The 20,222-nt window shown below is 61.1% G+C and carries 18 protein-coding genes and 1 riboswitch; of the genes, 3 read left to right on the top strand and 15 right to left on the bottom strand.

Annotated elements, in window-relative coordinates; genetic code table 11:
• Positions 1 to 295: 295 nt before the first annotated feature.
• From ACIOMO_RS17830 to ACIOMO_RS17785, 10 genes are all read right to left on the bottom strand, one after another.
• On the bottom strand, positions 296 to 988 hold the full coding sequence (locus tag ACIOMO_RS17830) for a pseudouridine synthase (RefSeq protein ID WP_400646660.1): 693 nt from the start codon (positions 986 to 988) through the stop codon (positions 296 to 298).
• Between the two features lie 33 nt (positions 989 to 1,021).
• A complete protein-coding gene (locus tag ACIOMO_RS17825; protein ID WP_053118015.1) occupies positions 1,022 to 1,252 on the bottom strand; it encodes a cysteine-rich CWC family protein in 231 nt (76 codons plus the stop codon).
• On the bottom strand, positions 1,245 to 2,732 hold the full coding sequence (locus ACIOMO_RS17820) for a sensor domain-containing diguanylate cyclase (protein ID WP_212545225.1): 1,488 nt from the start codon (positions 2,730 to 2,732) through the stop codon (positions 1,245 to 1,247). Before ACIOMO_RS17820 ends, ACIOMO_RS17825 begins: the two co-directional genes overlap by 8 nt.
• A 214-nt stretch (positions 2,733 to 2,946) precedes the next feature.
• Positions 2,947 to 4,719 (bottom strand): allophanate hydrolase, encoded by a 1,773-nt coding sequence (atzF, locus tag ACIOMO_RS17815; protein ID WP_401242488.1) that lies wholly within the window; start codon positions 4,717 to 4,719, stop codon positions 2,947 to 2,949.
• Between the two features lie 24 nt (positions 4,720 to 4,743).
• Complete coding sequence (gene uca, locus ACIOMO_RS17810; RefSeq protein WP_401242484.1) at positions 4,744 to 8,379, bottom strand: urea carboxylase; 3,636 nt, start codon at positions 8,377 to 8,379, stop codon at positions 4,744 to 4,746.
• A gap of 253 nt (positions 8,380 to 8,632) precedes the next feature.
• Entirely contained in the window at positions 8,633 to 9,274 is a 642-nt protein-coding gene (locus tag ACIOMO_RS17805; protein WP_053118023.1) for an urea amidolyase associated protein UAAP2, read from the bottom strand.
• Positions 9,275 to 9,285: 11 nt separating this feature from the next.
• The gene (locus ACIOMO_RS17800) at positions 9,286 to 10,011 is read right to left on the bottom strand and encodes an urea amidolyase associated protein UAAP1 (RefSeq protein ID WP_401242617.1); all 726 of its coding nucleotides are present in this window, start codon (positions 10,009 to 10,011) and stop codon (positions 9,286 to 9,288) included.
• Positions 10,012 to 10,036: 25 nt separating this feature from the next.
• The gene (locus tag ACIOMO_RS17795) at positions 10,037 to 10,825 is read right to left on the bottom strand and encodes an ABC transporter ATP-binding protein (protein WP_212545223.1); all 789 of its coding nucleotides are present in this window, start codon (positions 10,823 to 10,825) and stop codon (positions 10,037 to 10,039) included.
• Positions 10,822 to 11,637, bottom strand: coding sequence for an ABC transporter permease (locus tag ACIOMO_RS17790; protein WP_401242481.1), 816 nt, complete (start codon positions 11,635 to 11,637; stop codon positions 10,822 to 10,824). Before ACIOMO_RS17790 ends, ACIOMO_RS17795 begins: the two co-directional genes overlap by 4 nt.
• Before the next feature lie 18 nt (positions 11,638 to 11,655).
• Positions 11,656 to 12,723, bottom strand: a complete 1,068-nt coding sequence (locus tag ACIOMO_RS17785; RefSeq protein ID WP_401242478.1) for a putative urea ABC transporter substrate-binding protein — start codon at positions 12,721 to 12,723, stop codon at positions 11,656 to 11,658.
• Between the two features lie 63 nt (positions 12,724 to 12,786).
• A riboswitch (guanidine-I (ykkC/yxkD leader) is annotated at positions 12,787 to 12,887 on the bottom strand.
• 285 nt (positions 12,888 to 13,172) lie between these two features.
• On the opposite strand from ACIOMO_RS17785, the gene ACIOMO_RS17780 reads away from it, so the two are divergent.
• Positions 13,173 to 13,445: a hypothetical protein gene (locus ACIOMO_RS17780; RefSeq protein WP_053118030.1), complete on the top strand. Its 273-nt coding sequence runs from the start codon at positions 13,173 to 13,175 to the stop codon at positions 13,443 to 13,445.
• A gap of 180 nt (positions 13,446 to 13,625) precedes the next feature.
• Entirely contained in the window at positions 13,626 to 14,033 is a 408-nt protein-coding gene (locus ACIOMO_RS17775; RefSeq protein ID WP_400646637.1) for a hypothetical protein, read from the top strand.
• A gap of 54 nt (positions 14,034 to 14,087) precedes the next feature.
• On the opposite strand, the gene ACIOMO_RS17770 is transcribed toward ACIOMO_RS17775, so the two are convergent.
• Positions 14,088 to 15,200 carry an enoyl-CoA hydratase/isomerase family protein gene (locus ACIOMO_RS17770; protein ID WP_212545219.1) on the bottom strand — a complete coding sequence of 371 codons (1,113 nt, stop codon included), beginning with the start codon at positions 15,198 to 15,200 and terminating at the stop codon, positions 14,088 to 14,090.
• Positions 15,201 to 15,332: 132 nt separating this feature from the next.
• On the opposite strand from ACIOMO_RS17770, the gene ung reads away from it, so the two are divergent.
• Positions 15,333 to 16,028, top strand: a complete 696-nt coding sequence (ung, locus tag ACIOMO_RS17765) for a uracil-DNA glycosylase (protein WP_401242474.1) — start codon at positions 15,333 to 15,335, stop codon at positions 16,026 to 16,028.
• A 145-nt stretch (positions 16,029 to 16,173) separates the two neighbouring features.
• Here ung and ACIOMO_RS17760 read toward each other — a convergent pair whose 3' ends face one another.
• From ACIOMO_RS17760 to ACIOMO_RS17745, 4 genes are read right to left on the bottom strand one after another with little or no spacing between them, the layout of a single operon-like run.
• Entirely contained in the window at positions 16,174 to 17,208 is a 1,035-nt protein-coding gene (locus ACIOMO_RS17760) for an AbrB family transcriptional regulator (RefSeq protein WP_401242471.1), read from the bottom strand.
• Positions 17,201 to 18,715 carry a tripartite tricarboxylate transporter permease gene (locus tag ACIOMO_RS17755; RefSeq protein WP_053118038.1) on the bottom strand — a complete coding sequence of 505 codons (1,515 nt, stop codon included), beginning with the start codon at positions 18,713 to 18,715 and terminating at the stop codon, positions 17,201 to 17,203. The genes ACIOMO_RS17760 and ACIOMO_RS17755 overlap by 8 nt, the downstream gene beginning before the upstream one ends.
• 1 nt (position 18,716) lies before the next feature.
• Positions 18,717 to 19,175, bottom strand: a complete 459-nt coding sequence (locus ACIOMO_RS17750; RefSeq protein WP_053118040.1) for a tripartite tricarboxylate transporter TctB family protein — start codon at positions 19,173 to 19,175, stop codon at positions 18,717 to 18,719.
• A 56-nt stretch (positions 19,176 to 19,231) separates the two neighbouring features.
• On the bottom strand, positions 19,232 to 20,209 hold the full coding sequence (locus ACIOMO_RS17745; RefSeq protein ID WP_053118042.1) for a tripartite tricarboxylate transporter substrate binding protein: 978 nt from the start codon (positions 20,207 to 20,209) through the stop codon (positions 19,232 to 19,234).
• Positions 20,210 to 20,222 lie beyond the last annotated feature (13 nt).

Here is a 20,222-nt window from a genome sequence, read left to right as displayed (position 1 = left end):
GCGGGTATGCGCGCAATGGTGAGATTGCACGAGCTTTGTGACAGGTAGGCATACGCCTGGAATTTGCTTGGCCCATGTCGATCCGATAAGGCAGGTCGACGGGTATTGTTATTGGCGGGCAGTTTGTCGGCTGAGGCGCAGCCCTTGGGGCTGACGACCGACAAAAAGTTTCTTAGAGGTATGTTGTGACTCGTCGGTCACATTTCGGCCGACGTCCTGATTCAAGCAGGGGAGGCAGGATCGCGCAAGTGCCGTTGGTAAATTGTTCGACAACTTCTGCTGAGCGGTCGCGGGCTTAGAACAAATGAATCTCTTCGGTGCGCAAAGCGCGGTACTCGCCCGGTTTTAGCGCGTCATCAAGCTGCAACAGCCCCATGGATTCACGGTGCAAGCGCAGGACTTTGTTGTTGAAGAAACCAAACATGCGCTTCACCTGATGGTAACGCCCCTCGACGATGCTCAGCCGCGCCGAGCGTGGGCCGAGCAGCTCCAGTTGCGCCGGCTGCGTGGTCAGATCCTCGAACGCGAAGTAAATCCCCTCGGCAAAGGTGATCGCATATTCCGCGCCAATCTCCTGCTCGGTCTCGACGTAATAGACCTTCGGCAGTTTGGTCTGTGGCTGGGTCAAGCGCCGCGACCACGCGCCGTCGTTGGTGATCAGCATCAGCCCGGTGGTGTTGAAGTCCAGACGCCCGGCGATATGCAGGTCGTCCTTGTCCGGTTCATCGATCAGGTCGAGCACAGTCGGATGCTGCGGATCGCGGGTGGCGCTGACGCAGCCGGGCGGTTTGTGCAGCATGAAATAGCGCGCCGGTTTGCCGACTTGCAGCACTTCGTCATCAACCTCTACGCGACTGAACTCCAGCACCTCGCTGTGCGGATCGCTGACGACTTTTCCGTCAATCCGCACGCGCTTTTCCACCAGCAACAGGCGCACCTGCTGACGGTTGAAGCGCGGTAGATTGCTGAGGAAACGGTCGACGCGCATGTTCAGTGTTCGATCAATGAAGGGGCGCGCATCTTACGGGATCGGCCGCTTGGCCGCTTGCAGTTGCGCCTCGACCTGCGCGCAACGCGGGCACAGGCAGGATTGGTTGCGCAGTGCTGGCGGCAGCGCTTCGAGCACGGCCGGGTCGATGCTGACGCCATAGCACCAGCATTCGCGGTCGGCAGTGCGCGGGTCGGCCAGGCTGCAGTCGTTGCGGGCGCCGCAGGCCGGGCAATGGTCGGGTTTAACGTCGGAATCAGGCATAAGTCGAGTGAGGCATTTCCACGCAGGTGCGGTTGCGGCCGGTTTGTTTGGCCCGGTACATCGCATGATCGGCCCGCGACAGCAGACTGTGCAAGGTGTCATCGCGTTGCAGGGTGGTGGCGCCGATGCTCACCGTCAGATTCAAGGTGTGACCGTTGTAGGCATATTCCTGTTGTTCGACATGCTGGCGAATTTTCTCGGCGATGTTCTGACCGGTGTCGCCGTCGGTGTCCTTCAGCAGCACGATAAATTCCTCACCGCCCCAACGGCAGACGATGTCGGCGTGGCGCAGGCAACTTTGCAGATCGCGGGCGAAGCCAATCAACACCTGGTCACCGGCCATGTGCCCGTAGGTGTCGTTCAGCGCTTTGAAGTGATCGAGGTCGATCAGCAACGCCGTCAGCGGTTTGGTCTCGCGTTGTGCTTCGTGCAGGGCTTGCGCGGCGAGCAGGTCGAAGCCGCGACGGTTAGGCAGTTCGGTGAGGCTGTCGAGGGTTGCCTGCGCCTGGATCTTGCGCTGATAGCGTTTGATCACGCGATTGAGCAACGCCAACACGCTCAGCGTCACCAGCAAGCAGATCAACAGATTGAGATAGAGCGACTGACGGATTTCGCTCAACGCACCGTCTTCGCGTTTATCGACGAACAGGTACCAGTTCAGCTCGGGAATGAAGCGCACGTTGAGAAAATGTCCCTGGCCTTCAGCGGAATACTCATAGCTGCCGCTGTGCGGTTTCGGCAACTGACTGACCAGACTTTTCATGCTCTCGATTTCGCCAAGACTCTGGCCGATGTGCGCGCCTTCCGGGCCGCCCTCGGCGCCGGTCAACACCAGTCGGCCGAAGGTGTCGACAAAGTACACGCTGCGTTGATAGCGCTGCTGGTATTTGTCGATCAACTTGATCACTGCGTCGACGGTCAAACCGACGCCGGCCGCGCCGATGAAACGCTCGTGGTAGTCGTAGACTTTGTAGTTGATGAAGAAGGTCAGGTTGTCCTTGTTGGCCAGATCGGGGTCGACGTTGATCTCGTACGGATCCTTCATGTCGCGCACGCGGAAGTACCAGGCGTCGCGCGGTTCTTCGACTTTGATCTGCTTGAGCACGCCTTTGGCGTGGTAGTAGGTGAGGGTGCTATTGGAGACGAAAAACGCGGTGTAGGCGCCGTAATGGGTCATGACCTCGTTGAGGTAGCGGGTCATTTGCTCGGGGTTTTGTTCGCCGTTGACCACCCAGTCGCGCATGAAGGTGTCGCGGGACATCATCGAGGAAATCAGGATCGGTCGGACGAGGTCTTTCTGGATTTCCGAGTAGACCGTGTCGGAGGTCAGCGGCAGCTCGGTGTTGACGATGTTGTCGCGGATCGAGGCGCGCGAGGCGTAGTAGCTCAGCAGGGACGTGGCAAGGAAACCGGCGCCGAGCAGGGCGATCAGCGTGAGTACCAGCGAGCGTTGGGAGTACAGCGCAGATCGATGCGGCATGGCAGTTCCGTTGGCAGTGGCCCGATGGCATGCATTCTAGTGGGACTGCGGGGAAATAACTGCTCCATGTGCGGCGCGAATGGTCGTTCCTGTATTTCCCTGTTGCTACGCTGTCCTTGTAGGAGTGAGCCTGCTCGCGATAGCGGTAGATCAGTCACATCTTCGGTGAATGTCATACCGCTATCGCGAGCAGGCTCACTCCTACAGATGGCGGTCAGGCCAGGGTTTTCAGGTAGGCCTGCCAGCCGCCGAGGTGGCTGATGTCTTTGGCGCCTTCAAGACCATACGGCTCACAGATAAACCCACTCTCCCAGCGCCCATCCGCCAATTGCACCTTGCCCAATCCCAACGGCGCCGGAATCCCCATCAGAAACGAACCCAACTCGCTGCTCGGCAACTCCCACACCTCCACCGCAATCGCCACGCCGCCGTCTTTCACCCGCACCATCCCCGGACGCAATGGCGGGCTGCCGGCCAAGGCATGCAGTTGATAATCCGGCGAGCTCAGCGTCGTTTCCAGCAACCGCCCACCGCGCTGCGTCAGTTGCCAGTTCAACGCCAACCCTTGCAGATGCGCGCCACACACCACTATTCGCGCACGATCATTGCGCGCTACGTTCGCGGGCGTCGGCAATGCAGTGTCCTGCTGACGCTGCATCGCATCCGCCACACTCAACAGATATTGATCGGTAAACACCCGCCCAAACAGCGTCACGCCCCACGGCATCCCGTTAGCCATAAATCCGCTCGGCACGGCGACGGCGGCGTAGTCGAGCAGGTTCATGAAGTTGGTGTAGTAACCCAGTTCCGAATTGCGCAGCACCGGTTCGGCGTGCAGTTCGGCGAGTGTCACCGGGCGGCCGATGGTCGGCGTCAGTACACAGTCGAGACCTTCGAGCGCTTGATCGCACAGCGCTTTCAACGCTTGCAGCCGGTACTGCGCGCGGAAAGTCTGCACGCCGCTCACCGCCGGGGCTTTGGCCAGCACGGCGCGGATCACCGGCAAAACGGCTTGCGGATTCTGTTCCATCAATTCGCCGGCAACGCTGTAACGCTCGGCGACCCACGGCCCTTCGTAAAGCAAACGCGCGGCTTCAAGAAATGGCGTCAGATCCAGTTCAACCGCTTCGCCACCCAAGGCCTTGAGTCGGTCGATGGCATCGCCGAACAACAGCGGCCCTTCGACACAGCCGAAAAACTGCAGATCCTGCGCACGCGGCACGCCGAAACGAAACGGCCGTGGCGCACCAAACGCCGAGCCATCATTCCACGACGGATTGCGGCGACTGTACTCATCGCGCGGATCGATTTTCGCCGTCAGCGCCAGCAACTGGCTGGCCTCGCGCGCCGTTGCGGTAAACGTGGTGACGCAATCCAGCGTACGGCACGCGGGCACCACACCGGCGGTGGAAATCAGCCCTTTGCTGGCCTTCAATCCGAGCAGATTATTCAACGCCGCCGGCACCCGACCGGAGCCTGCGGTGTCGGTGCCCAAGGCAAAACTCGCCACGCCCAAGGCCACCGCCAGCGACGAACCGGCGCTGGAACCGCCCGATGGATATTCCGGCAATACGCTGTTCGGGCAGGCGCCATAAGGCGAGCGGCTGCCATTGAGCCCCGTGGCAAATTGATCGAGGTTGGTCTTGCCCAGCGGAATCGCGCCCAACGCGATCAGTTGCTCGACGATGGTCGCCGAGCGCTCCGGCACATAAACAAAATCCGGGCACGCGGCGGTGGTCGGAATGCCGGCCAGATCGATGTTGTCCTTGATCGCAAACGGCACGCCGTACAGCGGCAGACTGTCGAGATCACGACCATCGAGGGCCGCCAGATAGGGCTCCAGTTCGGCGACGCTGAGCAGGTGGATGAACAGGTGATAATCCGGGTTCAGCGCGGCTGCTTTGTCGCGCAGTGTCGGCAGCAGTTGACGCGGTGTGGTGTCGCCATTGCGGTAGGCCTGGCGCAGAACATCGAGTTGCAGATTCATGGGTTGATCCTTATTCAATTGGCTTCAGTCGAGTTCCAGCACCACGACCCGTTGTCCCGCACGCACCGCCGAACCGGGTTGCACACGGATCTCGCGCACGACCCCGGCCATCGGCGCGAGCAGCGGAATCTCCATCTTCATCGACTCGAGAATCACCAGCACATCGCCGGCCGCAACACGGCTGCCAGCCTCGACCTGCACCTGCCAGAGATTGCCGGCGATGTGGCTGTCGACGCTGTGTTCACCCTCCGCCAGCAGCGCGTCCTCGCTGGATTCGACCACCGCTTCTTCACTGTCGAAATGCGCCTGACCACTGGCGATCCAGCGTTCGCGTTCGGCATTGAAGGCACCCTGTTGCTGAGCGCGAAAGGCGCTGATGCCCTCGGCCTCGCGACTGAGAAACGCTTGATAATCGGCGAGGTTGAGTTGGCTGTGTTCGATGTTCAGATCGAAGCGGCCCAGCGGAAAATCGCGGCGGATGCGCAGCAGTTCTTCAGCGCTGACCGGGTAGAAACGGATCTGATCGAAGAAGCGCAGCAGCCACGGTTTACCGTCAAACGCCGCCACTTCGCGGTAGCGATTCCACATCTGCAGGGTACGCCCGACAAACTGATAACCGCCGGGGCCTTCCATGCCGTACACGCACATATAAGCGCCGCCGATGCCCACCGAATTCTCGGCCGTCCAGGTGCGCGCCGGGTTGTATTTGGTGGTCACCAAACGGTGGCGCGGATCGAGCGGTGTGGCCACCGGCGCGCCGAGGTAGACATCGCCGAGGCCCATCACCAGGTAGCTCGCATCGAATACGGTGCGCTGCACTTCGTCGAGGTTCGGCAGGTCGTTGATGCGGCGGATGAACTCCAGATTGCTCGGGCACCACGGCGCGTCCTTGCGCACGGTGGTCATGTATTTCTCGATCGCCAGTTGGCAAGCCGGATCGTCCCAGGACAGCGGCAGATGGACGATGCGCGACGGCACTTGCAGGTCGTTGGCGGCGCACACCGCGTCCCATTCGCCGGCGATGATGCCGAGCAGATCGGCGAGCGGCAGTTGCTCCGGCTGGTAATGGATTTGCAGCGAGCGAATGCCGGGGGTGAGGTCGATCACGCCGTGCAGGGCTTTGTGTTCCAGCGCCTGCATGAGGGCGTGGGCGCGGAAGCGCAGGACGAGATTGAGCTCCGGCTCGCCGATTTCCAGCAATAGATGCGTATCCCCAGAGGCACGCGCAACAAGCCGCACATCCCCCTGACCCAACGACAACACCACTGGCGACAAAAGCCCCTGTAGGAGTGAGCCTGCTCGCGATGAAGTTGATGCGGTGTCTGATCTGGCCTCTTCGCGAGCAGGCTCGCTCCCACAGTGGGAATCCCATTTCAGGGCGAGGTTGCGGGCGGTTTTGAGGTCGATCGGGATGAACTGGATTTTATCGCCCGCCTTGAGCTGCCCCAGTTGCCACAGATCCGCCTCGATCACCGTCACCGGGCAGACAAATCCGCCAAGGCTCGGGCCATCCGGGCCGAGGATCACCGGCATGTCCCCGGTGAAATCCACCGCGCCAATGGCGTACGGATTGTCGTGAATATTCGAAGGATGCAACCCGGCTTCACCTCCGTCCGCCCGTACCCATTCCGGCTTCGGCCCAATCAGCCGAACACCGGTGCGGCTCGAGTTGAAATGTACTTCCCATTGGGTTTCAAAGAACGTGCCGATGTAATTTTCGGTGAAATATTCCGGCGCAGCGTGCGGGCCGTAAATCACCCGAATCTGCCGCACCGCAGGTAACGCGGTGACGTGTTCTTCAGCCAGTTGTTGACCGCTGCTGCGATCACTCAAAGCAGGCACATGCAACACATCACCCGCGCGCAACGCGCGACCACCGTGGCCACCAAACTGACCCAACGTGAAAGTGCTTTTGCTGCCCAGATAATCCGGCACCTGCAAGCCACCGCGCAGGCACAGATAGCTGCGCGCCCCGGCACCGCTGATGCTACCCAGATGCAACGTCGCACCCGCCGGGATCAGCAGGGCGGTGTTCATCGGCACGCTGTCACCCTCAAGCGTCAGCGCGATCGGCGCACCGGTCACCGCGATCACCGCTGCACAATTGAAGCGCAGCAGCGGCCCGCTCATGGTGATTTCCAGCGCCGCCGCGCCTTCAGCATTGCCGAGCAAGCGATTGCCCAGACGCAGCGCGCGGCTGTCCATCGGCCCCGACGGCGGCACACCGACCGCCCAGTAACCGAGGCGGCCGGGATAGTCCTGCACGCTGGTTTGCGTGCCTGCGCTGAGCACTTCAAAAGTGTTGGCGCGATAGTCCAGACCTTCCAGACAACGCGTCCACGGCTCACCGCTGGCGAACGGCGTGTCGAGGAGAATCTGCCGCAGATAATCACGGTTGGTTTCCACGCCGTACAACAGACTGTCGCCCAGCGCTTGATGCAATTCGGCCCGTGCCTGCTCGCGGGTGGGCGCCCAGGTAATGACCTTGGCGATCATCGGATCGAAATACGGCGGGATCTCGCAACCCGCCTCAACCCACGTGTCGATGCGCAGTTGAATACCGTTGGCCGGCGGAAACTGCACCGCCGCCAGCAGGCCCGGGCTCGGCTGAAAATCACGCCCCGGATCTTCCGCATACAGCCGCGCCTGAATCGCATGGCCTTCGGGTTTCAACTGACGAGACAACTCGCTCAGCGGCGGCAGATCACCGGCGGCCAGCTCCACCATCCAGCGCACCAGATCCACGCCCCAGACCTGTTCGGTGACACCGTGCTCGACCTGCAAGCGCGTGTTCACTTCGAGGAAATAGAAGCGCTGCGCCTCGCTGTCGAAGACGAATTCCACGGTGCCGGCGCTGCGGTAGTTAACGGCTTTCGCCAGTTTGATCGCCGCCGCGCACAGCTCTTCGGCCATGCCGTCGGGCAGGTTTGGTGCCGGGGTTTCTTCGAGGACTTTCTGATTGCGCCGTTGCACCGAGCAGTCGCGCACGCCGAGGGCGATGACTTCACCGCGACCATCGCCGAACACCTGCACCTCCAAATGGCGGGCGCGCTGGATGTACTTCTCGATGAACACGCCGGCGTCGCTGAAGTTGTTCTGACCGAGGCGTTTGACTGCCTCAAACGATTCGCTCAATTCGCTGGCGCTGCGGCACACGCGCATGCCGATGCCGCCACCGCCAGCGGTGCTTTTCAGCATCACCGGGTAGCCGACTTGTTCGCCAGCGATCAGCGCGGCGTCGAGGCTGTCGAGCAGTTCGGTACCTTCGAGCATCGGCACGCCGTGTTGTTTGGCCAAGGCGCGAGCGGTGTGCTTGAGGCCGAATACGCGCAGTTGCTCCGGTGTCGGGCCAATGAAGGCGATGTTCTGCGCCTCGCACGCTTCGGCGAACGCGGCGTTCTCGGACAGAAATCCGTAGCCGGGATGGATCGCCGTGGCACCGCTGTGCTTGGCGATGGCGAGGATCTTGTCGACGGCCAGATAGGTGCCGGCAGCGGCGCCTTCACCGAGACTGTGCGCTTCATCGGCTTGCAGGATGTGCAGGCTGGCGGCGTCGGCTTCGGAGTACACGGCCACGCCTTTGACCTGCAATGAGGCGAGGGTGCGCAGGATGCGGCAGGCGATGGCGCCACGGTTGGCGATGAGGATTTTTTCGAACATGGCATAACCCCTGAAGGGGAAGCGGGCCGTCCCGCCGTTTTTCGACAGACATCCGGGCCGTCCCGGATGACTTAAATCCACGCTGCACCTGTAGGAGCTGCCGCAGGCTGCGATCTTTTGATCTTGAATTTTCAAAAAGCAAAATCAAGAGATCGCAGCCTGCGGCAGCTCCTACAGGGGAGCGGTTATTTGATGCACTGCCCGGAACGTGCCTGGCACAGGGCGAAAAGCACGCGGCGTAAACGGCGGATAGTCAGTTCCATACCAGCAGCTCCGCAGGTGTCGGGTTGTAGGCATTGCACGGATTATTCAACTGCGGACAATTGGAAATCAGCACGATCACGTCCATCTCCGCGCGCAAATCCACATACTTGCCCGGCGCCGAAATTCCGTCTTCAAACGTCAGCCCGCCGTCCGCCGTGACCGGCACATTCATGAAGAAATTGATGTTCGGCCCGATGTCGCTTTTGCCCAAGCGTCCGTCATGCACACAGGCGCGCAGGTAGTTGTCGCGGCAGCTGTGCATGTAGCGTTTTTCCAGGGCGTAACGCACGGTGTTGCTCTCTTGCGCGCACGCACCGCCGAGGGTGTCGTGGCGTCCGCAGGTGTCGGCGACGATGGTCAGCATCGCGTGGCCGAGGTTGGAATAGAGCACGCTGCCGGTGCTCAGGTAGACGCTGTTCTGCCGGCGCAAAGTGCGTTGCACGTCATAGCGTTCCTTGGGATTGGCGACGCTGTAGAACAACGTATCGACCGCTTGATTACCTTCCAGATCAAGGATGCGCAGGGTCTGCCCGGCCTTGACCTCCATCAGCCACGGCTCACCGGCCGGGATCGTGGCGCGGTACACCGCAGCGTCGGGTTGTTTTTGCGAAGTGGCGATAGCAACTGACATGGCAGCGATCCTCAGGCGAACAAACGGTCGGTGTTGACAAAGCCGCGCTCATTTTCCGGGCGCGAGGTACGGCAGTGTTCGGCGACGCTGGCGTCGGCGTTCATGCAGCTCAGCTTCAGCGGTTTTGGTGCATATTCCGGCGCCGGATCCATCGGGTGCTGCAGCGCGGTGAGCACCACCAGCGTGTCCATCGGCGCGTACAGTTCGATGTAGTCGCCGGCCTTGGAATTGCCCTCGACGAAGTGGAAACGCCCGGCCTCATCGACGTTGACGCGGCTGAACAAATTGAGGGTCATCAACAGGTCGGACAGGCCCAAACTCCACTTGCCGAGTTCCACCAACAGGTTGTCGGTGCCGTTGCGAAAGAAGCCGTTGCGCAATTCCTGATAGCGGCCCTGACCGTACTTTTCTGCGACCTCTTCGGCGCAGAGCACACCGCCGAGGCTGTCGCTCCAGCCGCACGTGTCGGCAGTGATTGCGGCCAGCACGCGGCCCATGTCCGAGTACAGGCAGTGACCGCTGGTGAGCTTGGCGGTGTGTTGGCATTTGAGGCTGTCGGGCAGGTTCAGCCTCTCGGTTTTTTCTTTGGCGTTGAGCAGGGTCAGGCTGACGTTGGCGCCGCCGCGCAGGTCGGTCAGGCGCAGCAATTGGCCGCGCTTCAACACGAAGGAGCGGTGGCCGCCACCGGGGAGCATTTCTTCGGCGAAGGGTGGAAACAGTTGAGTCGAATCAGTCATCGGCTTATTCATCAGAGCAGTCCTCTCAAGCGGTGCGAAGGGCGCCTGCCAGTGGCAACGGCAGGGCGTCGACGGCGGCGCGTTGGGCGCGGCGGTCGCTGTTCAAAGGGATGTCGTAGGTGATGCGTGCGCCATAGGCGCCGGGGGCATGCGGGTCGAGGCGCACCTTGTCGAACACCAGCAGACGGGTGCCGAGGCTGAAGCCTTCGGACAGATCATGAGTGACCATGAACACGGTCAGTCTGGTCTCGCGCCACAGCTCCAGCAGCAAGGCGTGCATGTCTTTACGGATGCCCGGATCGAGCGCGCCGAACGGCTCGTCGAGCAGCAGCACGCGCGGTTTCATGATCAGCGCCTGAGCAATCGCCAGCCGCTGCTGCATACCGCCGGACAACTGCGCCGGGTACTTGTCCAGCGCATGACCGAGGCCGACTTTGTGCAGCAGCGCCGCAGCCTGTTCGCGCGCGTCACGTTTGCCGCTGCCGAACAACCGCCCCAGCAACGGCGCACGCGGCAGTTCAAGGCCGAGGGCGACGTTGTCGAGCACGTTCAAATGCGGGAACACCGAGTAGCGCTGAAACACCACGCCTCGGCTGGCATCCGGCTCACTGGCCAGCGCTTGACCGTCGAGCAGAATCTCGCCGCGACTCGCCGTTTCCTGGCCGAGCAACAGACGCAGGAAGGTCGATTTGCCGCAACCGGAGGCGCCGACCAAGGTGCAAAATTCACCTTCGTTGACATTCAGGTTCAAGCCTTCGAGCACCACTTGATCGGCGTATTGCTGCCAGACATTTTTCACGGTGATGAAGCTCATTTGGCCGCCCCCTCATACCAAGGGAACGCCCGCCGCGTCAGGTATTTCAGGCCCCAATCCATCAACCAGGCGAGGAGGGTGATCCACATCACGTACGGCAGAATCACGTCCATCGCCAGATAACGCCGCACCAGAAAAATCCGGTAGCCGAGGCCGTCAGTGGAGGCGATCGCTTCAGCGGCAATCAGGAACAACCACGCCGAGCCGAGCATCAGCCGCAACGAGATCAGCAAGCGCGGCAACAGTTGCGGCAGCACCACGCGCAGCATCAGCGTCCAGGTCGAGGCGCCGAGGGTCTGCGCCTTGATCAGCAGTTCGACCGGGATTTCTCGGGCACGCTGCTCCAGATCACGAGCAAGCGCCGGGGTGATGCCGATCACGATCAGCATGATTTTCGACAACTCGCCCAGACCGAAAACGATGAACAGAATCGGCAGGATCGCCAGCGGCGGCACCATCGACAACACCGTCAATAATGGCGACAACGGCGCGCCGAACAGCGGCAGTGTGCCGGCGGCGATGCCCAGGCACAGCCCGGCGAGTGCAGCGATGCCGAGCCCAATGGCCAAGCGCCGCAGACTCGACGCGGTGTCCTGCCACAACAGGTAGTCACCGGTGCGGCTGTCGGCATTGAAGGCCAGACGTTTGACCGCATCGGTCATCTGCACGGCGCTGGGCAGCAGTTTGTCGTTAGGGTTGTCCGCCAGGCGCTCGGCCGAGCCCATGAAATAGGCGAACAGCAGCAGAGCGAACGGCAGGATCACCAACAACAGGCGACTGGGGCGATCCGGGTGGCGATTGATCAGGCGCATGGCCAAATCCTCCGTGGCTTACAGCTTGGCGTCGGCAGCCATCTGCACGTAAGTCGGATCGAAACGCAGCTTGAGGTTGCCGGTGTCGCCGCTGGTCACGCCGTTGGCGAAGGCCATGCCGACCGCGCTGGTGTCTTTTGCGCCTTCACCGAGCAAGCCGTGCTGGAAGGAGAATTCGGCGACTTTGCGCATGGTTTCCGGCAGCTGTTGGCTGGTGGCGAAGTTCAGCGCTTCGCTTGGCGTGGCGAACAGTTTGGTGGTGTCGAGTTGCGCCTGGAATCCAGCGAGGTCGGTGCCCGAAGCTTTGGCCATGTGCTCCAGCGCAGCCTTGCTCGCGGCGTTCTTGGCGTTCATCAGATCGACCACTTCGAACCACGCGCCGGTCAGGGCTTTGCCCAGTGCCGGGTTGTCTTTGAGGGTGGCGCTGTTGACCACCATCATGTCCATGATCTCGCCGGGAATCTGGCTGGAATTGAACACTTCGGTCACGCCCGGTTTGGCCTTGATGTCCGAGAGCATCGGGTTCCAGGTCGTCACTGCGTTGACCTGTTCGGTGTTGAATGCGGCGGAGATGTCGGCGTCGGAGGTGTTGACCACTTTCAGGTCTTTCTCGGTGAGGTCAACCGAATCCAGCGCGCGGGCCAGCAGGTAGTGCGAGACCGACAGTTCGACCAGATTGACGTCCATGCCCTTGAGGTCGGTGACCTTTTTGCCGTCGCCCTTGAGGACGATGCCGTCGTTGCCGTTGGAGAAGTCGCTGACAATCAGCGCCGTGCTGTCGACGCCGCCGGCAGCCGGAATGGTCAGCGCATCCATGTTGGTCATGGTGCAGCCGTCGAACTGGCCAGCGGTGTATTGATTGATCGATTCGACGTAATCGTTGAGCTGCACGACGTCGATCTTGATCCCGTATTTCTTCGCCCATTTATCGACGATGCCCTGGCTGCCGGCGTATTCCCATGGCATCCAGCCGGCATAAATCGTCCAGCAGACGCTGAAGTGATCTTTCTGAGCGGCGGGGGCTTGGCTGCTGATGAGCGCAGCGAACGCGGCGGCGAGCAGGGCGGGCAAACGTAATCGGGTCATGGCGGATTCTCCAGTTGATCAAGGGCGGACAGGAAGGCAACGCGGCACCGCGAACGGTGGCTTGTCTCCCGGGCTTTTGTCCCGCCGTGTAACCTCAACTGGAGGTCGCCAACTCTCGGACCAGCCACTCGCGATTGCGAGCCGGAACCCTAGTCAGCCATTGCAAATTGTGGTGCCGCGAACCTGTGATATGACTCCTGCACGGGTTTGCTAAAGCGAGAGGCGTGCCAAGTCACGGAGAGCGCTCTGGCACGGGGCTATGGGATGAACGAGGTTTGAGGCAAGGACGGGGCGGCGCTTTGTGTTGGTGCGCCGATGCACCGCGATGCAGCGTGAATGCCGCTGATCCGATGTCATCTTGCGGCTGGCACTTGGTTTGCGAATGCCAGTCAAAACAGGTGTCAGCCGGCCTGCGCCGACTGCGCTCGCAGGTCTTTCAGGAGGCCGCCATGCTCACTCACAAAACGTTGCGTCGGGTGCTGCTGTGCGCAGTGCTCGGTCTGGGGCTGTCCGGTTGTTATTACTACGGGCCACCCGCCGATGTGTATTACGCACCTTCCTACTATCCCGGTTACTACTCGCCCTATTACTACGGTGGTTATTACGGCCCGCGCTACTTTTACGGCGGCCCGCGTTATTACTACGGCGGGTATGGCTACGGTTATCGTGGCGGTTACGGACGCGGTTATCACGGCGGCGGATATCACGGTGGCCACCATTAATCAGCGGCTGAATGACCGCGTCTGGCGGATGAACAAGCTTTCATAAATCACTTGTTTCAACTTGTTGCAGGGTCGCACCAGATTCGGAAAACGCTGTCTGATTTTTCGACAGTCACCGATTAAATGGCTGTCGCCTGCCAGCGTCGCTGGTACGGCCAACCCGCGGTCCAGGAGGCCGCCATGTATAGACGAATTCTTCTGCTTGCTGCGTTGATGTTTTCGGTTACCGGTTGCGCCCCTTACTCCTACGCGGACTCGTATTACAGCTCCGAGGTTTACACGTCACCGGCACCGGCCTACTACAACACAGGCGGCACTTATTACAACGGCGGCAGCCGCTATTACGCCCAGCCGCGTTACTATCAACCGGCACCGCGCTACTACCAGCAACCGCGTTATTACCAATCGGCGCCGCGCCACTATCAACCGGCCCCACGCTACTACGAAAGCCGTCGCTGGCACGGCAATGACCGCGGCAACTGGGACGGCCACCGTCGCGGCGGTTGGGACAATGATCGCCGTGGTCGTGGCAACTACGACCGACACAGCGGTCGCGGCGATCACAACGGACGTGGCAACCGCTGGTAATCATCCGCAAACAGAAAGCGGCGCATGAAGCGCCGCTTTTTTTGTGCGCGAATTTTAATACTGCGTCAAATCCGCCAACGGGTGCCGACCTTCCCAAACCTTGTGAAAGTGCGCCTCAACCACCGCGTCCGGCACGTTGTTGATGTCCGGCCAGTGCCAGTGCGGTTTCTGATCCTTGTCGATCAACCGCGCGCGCACGCCTTCGCTGAACTCCGGATGCCGGCAGCAATTGAGGCTCAGGGTGTATTCCATCTGGAAAACCTCGGCCAGCGACAGGTGCCGCGCACGAATGATCTGTTCCCAGACCAGATGCGCGGTCAGCGGCGAGCCTTCGCTCATGGTCTTCGCGGCCCGGGCGATCAACGGATCGCTGCTGTCGCGTTGCAGGCTGATGGCTTTCCAGGCGCAGGCCACGTCGCTGACGTCGAGCAATTCGTCGATCTGCTGACGACGCGGCAGCCACTGCGCTTCGGGCATTTGCGCCACGGCTTCCTGTTGTAGCGCTTTGAGCAGACTGTTGAGCTGCCGATCGATCTGTTCCTGCCAGTTGAGCTGGAGCAGGCCTTCGATCAGTTCCGGTTGCTGTTCGTCGAGCAGGAAGCGGTCGGCCAGATCCAGATCGATCGCATCGCGCCCATTCATGTGCGCGCCGGTCAGGCCGAGGAACAAACCGAGCTTGCCCGGCAGCCGCGCAAGAAACCAACTGGCGCCGACATCCGGATACAGACCAATGGTGATTTCCGGCATCGCCAAGCGGCTGCTCGGCGTGACGATCCGCGTGCTCGCGCCTTGCAACAGGCCCATACCGCCGCCCAGCACATAACCGTGGCCCCAGCAGATCAGCGGTTTCGGATAAGTATGCAGGTTGTAATCCAATCGATATTCCGCGCTGAAAAACTGCGCGGCCAGCGGCGGCACTTCTCCGGGGTGGGCACGGCAGGCTTCAACCAGGCTGCGCACTTCACCGCCGGCGCAGAAGGCTTTGGCGCCGTTGCCGCGCAGCAATACGCAGACGATTTGTGGATCCTTGGCCCAGGCGTCGAGTTTGTCGCTCAGGGCGTTGATCATCGGCAGGGACAGCGCGTTCAGCGACTTTTCAGCATCCAGGCTGGCGATACCGATGCGGGCGCCGTCGGTGCCGGTGAGTTCTTCGAAGTGCAGATTCATCGTGACCTCGATCGGGAATTTGAACGATCAGTATGATCGTTGTGGGGGAAAGTGCCGGATCTGCGTCAGATCAATTGACAAGCGTGGTCGGCTTTCCTAGGGTTCGCCCCATTGTTTTTGCCGGGTATGACCATGACTGCTGACGACCGTATCAAACTCGAACCGAGCTGGAAGGAGGCACTGCGTGCTGAGTTCGACCAGCCCTACATGACAGAGTTGCGCAATTTTCTGCAGCAGGAGCGGGCGGCCGGCAAGGAAATCTACCCGCCGGGGCCGATGATTTTCAATGCCTTGAACTCGACGCCGCTGGATAAAGTGAAGGTGGTGATCCTCGGCCAGGATCCGTATCACGGCCCGGGTCAGGCCCATGGCCTGTGCTTCTCGGTGCAACCGGGCGTGCCGGCGCCGCCGTCGCTGGTCAACATTTATAAAGAGTTGAAACGCGACCTCAACATCGACATTCCCACTCATGGCTACTTGCAGAGCTGGGCCGATCAGGGCGTGTTGATGATCAACACCACCATGACCGTCGAACGCGCCAACGCCAATGCGCACAAGGACAAGGGTTGGCAGTTTTTCACTGACCGGATCATTGAACTGGTCAGCGAGCGCCAACCGCATCTGGTGTTCATGCTCTGGGGCGCGCATGCGCAGAGCAAGCAGAAGCTGATCGACGCGACCAAGCACCTGGTGCTGACGTCAGTGCATCCGTCGCCGTTGTCGGCTTATCGCGGGTTTTTGGGGTGTGGGCACTTTAGCCGGACTAACAAGTTTCTTGAACAGAATGGCGAGACGCCGATCGAGTGGCGCTTGCCGCCTGTCGCGTAATCTCGTTCCCACGCTCTGCGTGGGAATGCCTCAATGGACGCTCTGCGTCCGCTTGGGACGCGGAGCGTCCCGGGCTGCATTCCCACGCAGAGCGTGGGAACGATCATGTGGGAGCGAGCCTGCTCGCGAAAAGGGCAACTCGGTTTTATTCGGGATTGCGATTCCAGTACTTGAACAACGGCTCCGCCAGAAACAGCACAAACAACAACCGCATCACCTGCATCGCCGTCACCAGCGGCACTGACAATTGCAGCGTCTCCGCCGTCAGACTCATCTCGGCAATCCCGCCAGGCATCATGCCCAGCGTCAGCGAACGCAGATCCAGATGCGTCAGCGCACTCAACCCTAACGCCGCCAGTGTGGCGATCAACATGGTCAGTGCCGTGCCAATCAACGTCCGCCCCATGAATGAAGGCGCACGCCGAAAGAACTGCCGGTTGAAGTGACAACCCAAGCCGCTGCCAATCAACCACTGGCCAATCTGGCTGCCACCATCCGGCAAACCAATGTGCAGATCCCAGCCAATGCTCACCGTCGCACTCACCAGCAACGGCCCGAACAGCCACGGATTGGGTTGGCGCAATCGCTGCCAAAGCCAAGCGAGCAAACCGCCCGCCGGAAACAGAATCGCCAGCCAGCGCCAATCGACGCTGCCAGCGTGAGAAATCGGGTTGCCGTCGCCGAGCAAATACTTGAACGCCGCCGGCACGCACAGCACCACCACCAACACCCGCAAACTTTGCCCCGCCGCCACATGGCTAAGCATCGCGCCATTGCGCGCACCGAGGTTGACCATCTCGCCGGAGCCGCCGGGCATGCTCGAGAAAAACGCCGTGGCGCGATCCTCACCGGTGCGGCGCATCAACCACACGCCGACCACCGCCGACACACTGGTGACCAGCGCACCGAAGAAGATCAAGCCGAAATGACTGAGCACCTGCTCCATCACCACCGGGGTGAAGTGCAGCCCGATGCCAATCCCGACGATCCACTGACCACACTTGCGGCCGCCAGGAATCTCGGTGAGTTGCCACGGGGTCAGGCAGCGCACGAGGATGATCGCCAGCAACGAGCCGACCATCCACGGCAGTGGCCAGCCGATCTGGCTGGCGAGGTAACCGCCGAGCAGACCGACCAGCGGGGTTCCCCACCAGGATTTCAGTGAGGCGCGATCAAACATCGGCAATGGCGCGACGCGCGACCGAACGTTTGCGCCAGATGCGGATCAGCGGGAAGGCCAGCATCAGCGCGGTCAGCACCCAGACACCGAAGGTGATCGGGCTAGACCAGAGGATCTCCAGTGCGCCATTAGAGATCGACAACGCACGACGCAGGTTCTGCTCCATCAGACCGCCGAGGATGAAGCCCAGCAGTACCGGCGACAACGGGAAGTCGAGCTTGCGCAGGATGTAACCGAAGATGCCGATGCCGACCATCAGGAACAGGTCGAACGTAGTGGCGTGTACCGCATAAACGCCGATCCCGGTGATGATCGCGATCACCGGCACCAGAGCCCAGTTCGGCACGGCAAGGATGCGGGTGAAGATGCGGATCATCGGGATGTTGAGGATCACTAGCATGATGTTGGCAATGAACAACGAGGCGATCAGGCCCCAGACGATGTCCGGTTGTTGCTGGAACAGCAGCGGGCCCGGGGTGATGTTGTACAGCGACAGGGCGCCGATCATCACCGCCGTGGTGCCCGAACCTGGCACACCCAACGTCAGCATCGGCACCAAAGCACCACAAGCCGACGCACCGATAGCGGTTTCCGGAGCAGCGAGGCCACGGGCATCACCCTGACCGAATTTGCCGCTGGCACCGGCGATGCGTTTTTCGGTCATGTACGCCACGGCGCTGGCCAGCGTCGCGCCAGCACCCGGCAACACGCCCATGATGAAACCAAGCAGGCCGCAGCGAATGTTCACCACGAACACCGAAGACGCTTCCTTGAAGTTGAACATCATGCGCCCGGTCGCCTTCACTGCTTCCTGGCCGCGATGGGTTTTCTCCAGCAGCAACAGAATTTCACTGACCGAGAACAGGCCCAGCACCAGCACGACGAATTGAATGCCGTCAGTCAGGTGAATGTTGTCGCCGGTAAAGCGGTAAACGCCGCTGTTGGCGTCGATGCCAACGCTCGACAGGAACAGTCCGATCAACGCCGCAATGAAGGTTTTCAACGGTCGATCACCGGCCATGCCGCCGAGACAGACAATCGCAAACACCATCAACACGAAGTATTCCGCCGGGCCGAAGGCTATCGCCCATTTCGCCAGCAGCGGGGCGAACAGCACCATGCCGCAAGTGGCGATAAATGCACCGATGAACGAACTCCACGCCGACAACGACAGCGCTACACCGGCCAGACCTTTGCGGGCCATCGGGTAACCGTCGAGGGTGGTCATCACGGTCGATGCTTCGCCCGGAATATTCAGCAAAATAGAGCTGATCCGGCCGCCGTATTCGCAACCCAGATACACCGCTGCCAACAGAATCAGCGCCGATTCCGGCGGCAAACCAAGAGCAAAGGCAATCGGGATCAGCAGTGCCACGCCGTTGATCGGGCCGAGGCCCGGGAGCAAGCCAACGACGGTGCCGATCAGCGTGCCGGTCAGGGCCGTGACCAGGTTGTACGGGCTCAGCGCAACGCCGAAGCCTTGGCCCAAATAACCGAGGGTATCCATATCAGTTCTCCAGCACGTCGAGCAGGCCAAGGGGCAGCGGAACGTCCATCACACGGTCGAACAGCAGGTACAGACCGATGGCCATCAGCGTGGTGACTACGATGCTCGGCATCCAGCGACCGCCATACAGGCGCGCCATCGGAATGCCGATGAGGATGCTGCTGAGGATGAAACCCAGCGGTTCGAACAGACCGGCGAACACCAGCAGCAGGGCGACGCAGATAGCAATCTTGGTCAGGGTTTCGCGATCCAGTGGCGGCTCGTCCTCGCTGTGTTTGATCGGTGCCGGGCGAAACACCATGTACAACAGTGCCGCGCCCATCAGGCCGAGCATCAGCAGCGGGAAGGCGCGCGGGCCGACCGGTTCGTAGGAAAAAGCCGCTTGGTACGGCCATGCCATCAGTGCCAGGCCGACACAGACCAGCAACAGCACCGAGGCGAAAATGCGTTGAATAAGCATGGGAGCTCCTGTGCCGCGTCCCCGCAATCGGGAACGCAGCCGCTAGACAGAGGCGATCACTGGATCAGGCCGAACTCTTTGGCCAGCACTTTGTAGTCGGCAACTTGCTTCTTCACGTAGGTGTCCAGCTCCGGGCCGGTCATGGCGAACGGGAACAGTTCACGCTGATCGCGCAGCTTGGCGAACTCGTCGGAGGCCAGCAGTTTGTCGAACGAGTCTTTCCACCAGGCGTAGTCTTCGTCGCTGACTTTTGGCCCCAGGTAGAACCCGCGCACCACCGGCCAGACGATGTCGTAGCCTTGCTCGCGAGCGGTCGGGATGTCTTTCATTTCCGGCTCGTCGAGGCGTTTGTCAGAGAACACTGCGAGCAAACGCATGTCGCCGCTCTGGATGTGCGGCATGGAGTCGGAGATGTCGGTACTGCCGACCTGGATGTGGCCGCCGAGCAGGGCGGTAGCGATTTCGCCACCACCTTCGAGGGCGACGTAACGCAACTCACGCGGGTTGATCCCGGCTGCCTTGGCGATCAGCGCGGTTTGCATCCAGTCCTGGCTGCCGACGGTGCCGCCGGAACCGATCACCACCGAGCCTGGATCTTTCTTCAGCGCTTGAACGAGATCGTCGAGGGTCTTGTAGGGAGAATCGTTTTTCACTGCGATGGCGCCGTAGCTGGTGCCGACGGCTGCCAGCCAACGCACGTTGGTTTCATCGAAACGACCGAACTTGCCTTGGGCCAGGTTCAGCAACGAACCGCTCGACCACGCCACCAGCGTGCCGGCATCGGCCGGACGCTGAGCGACCACCGCGTTGTACGCCACCGCGCCGACGCCACCAGGCATGTAGGTCACGCGCATCGGTTTGCTCAGCAGTTTCTGGTTGACCAGTGCGCTCTGCACCAGTTTGCAGGTCAGGTCAAAACCACCGCCGGGCGAGGCCGGAGCGATACACTCCGGACGTTTCGGTTCGGCCATCAACTGCCCGGCCACTAGCATCATGCCGGCCGCCAAAGCAACTTTACGCAGTGAAAAATTCATTGGTCTCTCCACA

It is taken from the genome of Pseudomonas sp. NPDC087804 (assembly GCF_044742965.1).
Lineage (GTDB): Bacteria > Pseudomonadota > Gammaproteobacteria > Pseudomonadales > Pseudomonadaceae > Aquipseudomonas > Aquipseudomonas rustica.
The sequence above is the reverse complement of the archived record's forward strand: the minus strand, read 5'-3'. Positions and strand labels throughout refer to the sequence as shown.